Annotated in this window: 6 protein-coding genes; 2 read left to right on the top strand and 4 right to left on the bottom strand. The window is 47.5% G+C overall.

Annotated elements, in window-relative coordinates; all coding sequences use genetic code 11:
• From QT974_RS31260 to QT974_RS31245, 4 genes are all read right to left on the bottom strand, one after another.
• A partial coding sequence (locus QT974_RS31260) for a homoserine kinase (RefSeq protein WP_333472264.1) occupies positions 1 to 496 on the bottom strand: 496 nt, incomplete at its 3' end.
• A gap of 100 nt (positions 497 to 596) precedes the next feature.
• Entirely contained in the window at positions 597 to 1,073 is a 477-nt protein-coding gene (locus QT974_RS31255) for a tetratricopeptide repeat protein (RefSeq protein ID WP_333472263.1), read from the bottom strand.
• A gap of 7 nt (positions 1,074 to 1,080) precedes the next feature.
• Entirely contained in the window at positions 1,081 to 1,647 is a 567-nt protein-coding gene (locus QT974_RS31250; RefSeq protein WP_333472262.1) for a Uma2 family endonuclease, read from the bottom strand.
• 215 nt (positions 1,648 to 1,862) lie between these two features.
• Positions 1,863 to 3,098, bottom strand: a complete 1,236-nt coding sequence (locus tag QT974_RS31245) for a vWA domain-containing protein (RefSeq protein ID WP_333472261.1) — start codon at positions 3,096 to 3,098, stop codon at positions 1,863 to 1,865.
• A gap of 72 nt (positions 3,099 to 3,170) precedes the next feature.
• Between QT974_RS31245 and QT974_RS31240 the strand changes: the two genes are divergently transcribed.
• Both QT974_RS31240 and QT974_RS31235 read left to right on the top strand, forming a co-directional pair.
• A complete protein-coding gene (locus QT974_RS31240; RefSeq protein ID WP_333472260.1) occupies positions 3,171 to 3,830 on the top strand; it encodes an ATP-dependent Clp protease proteolytic subunit in 660 nt (219 codons plus the stop codon).
• Positions 3,831 to 4,025: 195 nt separating this feature from the next.
• A complete protein-coding gene (locus QT974_RS31235) occupies positions 4,026 to 4,619 on the top strand; it encodes an ATP-dependent Clp protease proteolytic subunit (protein WP_333472259.1) in 594 nt (197 codons plus the stop codon).
• The last annotated feature ends 100 nt before the right edge of the window (positions 4,620 to 4,719 follow it).

The raw sequence follows: 4,719 nt of genomic DNA, 5'->3' as shown, positions 1-4,719 counted from the left end.
TATCGCAAATTTGCCAGGAACCGCCCGGTGTATTGCTAGCAGCGAGGCGACAGCCCCCCAATAAAGCGGGGACAACATTGTCGGGATGTCCTTCAAGTTCGATCGCCAATTGCATCACTTCCACCTGACTCAAAGGCTTTCGGGCTAATTCATTTGCACCGACTAACCCGCCGACAATCGCTGTGGCGGAACTTCCCAAGCCTCTAGCCAGCGGCACTTGCATATCTATGTGTATGGCGACGGGCGGTGGCGATTGGTTGAGGTAGTCGTATAACTTGACAAAGGCTTGGTAAGCGAGATTGCTGTCGTCTGTCTTGACTTTGGCGGCTTCGGCACCCGTAACGGTAATTTTTAGTTTCTCGGTTGCTGGGGGTTCGAGGAGAGAGAATTGGAAGGAGTTGTAGAGGCTTAAAGCGGCGCCGATGCAGTCAAATCCGGGGCCTAAATTGGCGGTTGTGGCGGGTACGGTGATGGTGATGGTGGAAATTACGGACATTGTTTGAATAGTTAATTTGGAGTTTTTAACCGCAGATTAAGGCTGATGAACGCGGATGAACGCAGATAGAAGAATACTATACTATGTTTGCGCAATCAATTTATTTTTGCAGTATTTGCAGATGCTTTAGGGCATCTTGATAATCGTTGGTGTTGCCGGATTTTTGATAGAGTTCGGCGGCTTTTTGATAATCGGCGATCGCACCGGATTTGTCTTTTAAGAACTCGCGCGCTCTGGCGCGGTTGTAGTAGGCGTCGCCGTAGTTGGGGTTGATTTCAATGGCGCGATCGAAGTCTGCTTTGGCTGCTGGATAGTCCTTGAGATGGCGGCCGTGGATGATGCCGCGTTTGTTATAAGCTTTGGCGTAGTTGGGGTTGATGGCAATAGCTGCGGTGTAATCTGCGATCGCCCCTGAAATATCTCCAGCCTCTGACTTGGCTAAACCGCTGTTGAATAAGTCTTCGGCCGGATTTTGAACGATGAGTATTGGTGAATTTTGAGTAGAAATGGCAGGAGATATGCCACCCAAAACGGTAACAAATCCGCAAAGTGCGATCGCTCTGTAAAAGTATTGCATAAATAATCTAAGCAAAAATTAGAGCGACAGAGCAACTAAAACCAGGTAACAAAGGCGATGTCAATTCATCAGCGCTCAACAGCGTAGAAACTAATCTTAAACTTGCTTGTTCCCTGCGATAAACCTCAATTTGCTGCAACCGCCAATTCGCAATCCAGTATTCCTGTACTCCCCGCACTGAATAGAGTCTGAGTTTCAAATCTCTATCCCGTCTTTCATTGTCTGTACCAGCAGATAATACTTCAACAACTAACTCAGGAGCGGCGGTTAAATGACCAGCTTCGTCTAGCAAGATAGCCAAGCGTTCATTACTGGCCCAAACTACATCAGGAATGACGTTATCGGCCTCTGTGAAAATCAGCCCTGGATTGATTGCAGCTCGTCCTAAACCAGCAGACATCGACCAAGTATCAAGCACAGAGAAAAATCTGCCACAAGTCTGTTGATGACCCCAATGCGGTGCTCTAGTCACAAATAACTCTCCATCAATAAGTTCGTAACGATCGCCGTTATCGGGTAAGAGTTCTAAATCGGCGGTAGTCCAGCGTAGTTTATCAGATATTATCTGGCTCATACAAGCACTTTTGATAGGTGATACGAACATTCTAGACGATCGAGCATCTAAAGCATCCACAAATTTTAACCGGTGTGCAAACGAATACAAAAACAAAACCCGCGCTGGCGGGTTTCTATACTTAGTCCGCGAAGGCGGACTTTGTTTGTGTAGTCGCGATTTCCAATCGCCGGATTTCCAATCGCCGGATTTCCTGAGAATTACAAACCATGAGATTACTTCAATATAGTTTTAGAAGCAATGCGAGTTTTTTTGCGATCGGCTTCACTCAATTGTTCGCCGGATTGCAAACGAGTAGCAGAGGTTTGCAGCACAGTTGCGGCACTTTTATCACCCATTTGCAGAGCAGTTTTAGCCGCCGTTTGTAGCATCGTAGCTGCACCAGCGCGATCGCCCTGTTGCAGTCGAGTTTCTGCGAGTTGAGTTTGGCGGTACTTAGCCAAAGCTAAAATATGCTGCTGTACCATCGGGTTAAGTGCTGGCTGATAAACTTTCAGAACATTACTAGAAATTGCCACAGGATCGGAAAGCAAACCTTCGCCGACAGTCGGATCGTCGTAGCGAATTTGCAATTGCCCGATCGCCTGCGTACCTTCGGGTAACTGTCCAATATAAATATTAGCCAAAACAACTCGCTCTACATCCTTCATTAAATCTCCCAAACGCACCATAAACCGATCGCCCTCTTGCTGTACCGGTAATTCGATCGTATCTGGGGCAACTTGGGCGATCGGTTTGAGTTCGGCTAACCGCACTTTTGGCACCAGCGAAAATAGCAAATAAGCATTAGTCAAACCTACACCTTGGATGCGAGTAAACAACTTGCCAAACTCGTCAACCGCATCTTCCGGACGCTGAATGTGAGCCAAAGCACCGCCGCCGGCATCAGCAATTTTTTCCAAAATATCCTGGTTCCAGTTATCCCCAAATCCCAAAGAATTCAAAGTCATGTTATACTCGGCCGCCAGTTTCGCCAACTTCAAACAGCGACTGTCGTCGCCGTGTTCATTTTCGCCGTCAGTCAGCAGAAACGCCTGAGATATAGCTTCTTTTTTGCCTTTACCCAACTCTTCAATACCTAACTTAATCCCCTCGTCAATTGCTGTGCCACCAGCGGGGCGCAATTGCTCGATTTGCCGTTTGATGCTGGCGGGATCTCCGACAACTTGATTGGGGACGAGGACTTTGGCTTTGTGGTCAAAAGCCACGGCACAAAAGCGATCCCCGGGCTTTAACCTGTCCAGCAAGCGTCCGGCGGCTTGTTTGACGGTTTCCAAGGGGCGTCCGCCCATTGAGCCGCTGTGGTCGAGTATCAGGCACAGGTTTAAGGGTACGCTCTCGTCGATCGCGCTTGCCGTCGCCGACACTGAAATGGCAAGCTGGCGCTGGGTTGAGGGCGCGGCAGCATCAAGGTTGGGGTCGTTTAACACCGGGAGCAAACTAACTTTCATGCGGGATACCTAAAGATTGCGTTACTATTTCTTATAAGAATAGCTCCATCAGTTCAGGCAACATTTCGGTTTATGAACACACCAATTAAAGCTGTGCAATCGCAATACTACGGGGAAGGCAACTCTCGGACGCCGCCTCCCGATTTGCCTTCTCTGTTGCTGAAGGAGCGGATCGTTTATCTGGGTATGCCTCTGGTACCTGCGGTAACAGAACTGATTATCGCTGAACTGTTGTTCTTGCAGTACGAAGACCCGGATAAGCCGATCAAAATCTACATCAACTCGACCGGCACTTCTGGTTACAGCGGCGAACCCGTCGGCTTTGAAACGGAAGCTTTTGCGATCTGCGACACGATCAGGTACATTAAGCCGCCAGTACACACTATTTGCCTCGGTTCGGCAATGGGCATGGCTGCGATGCTGTTAGCGGCTGGTACAAAGGGCTTTCGGGCGAGTTTACCCCACGCTTCGATTGTGTTGCACCAACCCAAGGCTTACACGCGGGGTCAAGCCAGTGACATTCAAATTCGGGCTAAGGAAGTGCTGGCAAATAAGGCGACGATGCTCGATATTTTTGCAAGCTGTACGGGTCAACCGATCGACAAAATTACTAAAGATATGGATCGGTTGCTGTACATGACGCCCCAGGAAGCTAAAGAATACGGTTTGATCGATCGCGTTCTTGAAAGTTCGGAAGAATTGGCGAAACCGCTGGCTGCTGGAGTCATCTAATTTGGTTATTAGTTATTGGTTATTGGTTATTGGTTATCGGTTATCAGTTATTAGTTATTGGTTGTTATAACCAAAAACTCCAAAGTAACTAATAACAAGTAACTAATCACAAGTAACTAATAACAAGTAACTAATAACAAGCAATCAATTTCAAATCCCAGATTACCAATTACCAACTAAAAGGAGTTCCGAATTATGCCTATAGGTGTGCCAAAAGTTCCCTACAAAATGCCTGGTGGTTATGATACTCAGTGGATTAATATCTACGATCGCCTTTACCGGGAACGGATTATTTTCTTGGGTAAAGATATTGACGATGAAATTGCCAATCAAATCATCGCTGTAATGCTCTATCTTGATTCGGAAGATTCAGGCAAGGATATCATTTTGTACATCAATTCCCCTGGTGGGATGGTGTCGGCAGGCATGGCTATTTTTGATACCATGCAGCACATTAAATCGGATGTAGTGACGATTTGTGTGGGCTTGGCTGCTTCGATGGGTTCTTTCCTGCTGGCTGCGGGTACCAAGGGGAAACGGTTGGCTTTGCCTCACTCGCGGATCATGATTCACCAACCTTCTGGGGGGACGCGGGGACAAGCAACGGATATTCAGATTGAGGCGAAGGAGATTCTGCGACTGCGCCACCAACTCAATGGTATCTACGCTCACAATACCGGAAAGCCGATCGAGAAAATCGAGAAAGACATGGATCGCGACTATTTCATGTCCGCCGAGGAAGCCAAAGAATACGGCTTGATCGACAGAGTAGTCGAAGATCGTCCGTAAGTTATTTTTTCGGCTGGGTGCATCTGGCGCAAGGCAAATATATCCGTAGGGGCGAAGCATGACCGTAGTCAATATGGGATTATAACTAATAACTTATATG

The organism is Microcoleus sp. BM001215392 (assembly GCF_036700185.1).
GTDB lineage: Bacteria > Cyanobacteriota > Cyanobacteriia > Cyanobacteriales > Microcoleaceae > Microcoleus.
Note: the sequence above shows the minus strand (reverse complement) of the source record. Positions and strands in the feature narration are given on the sequence as shown.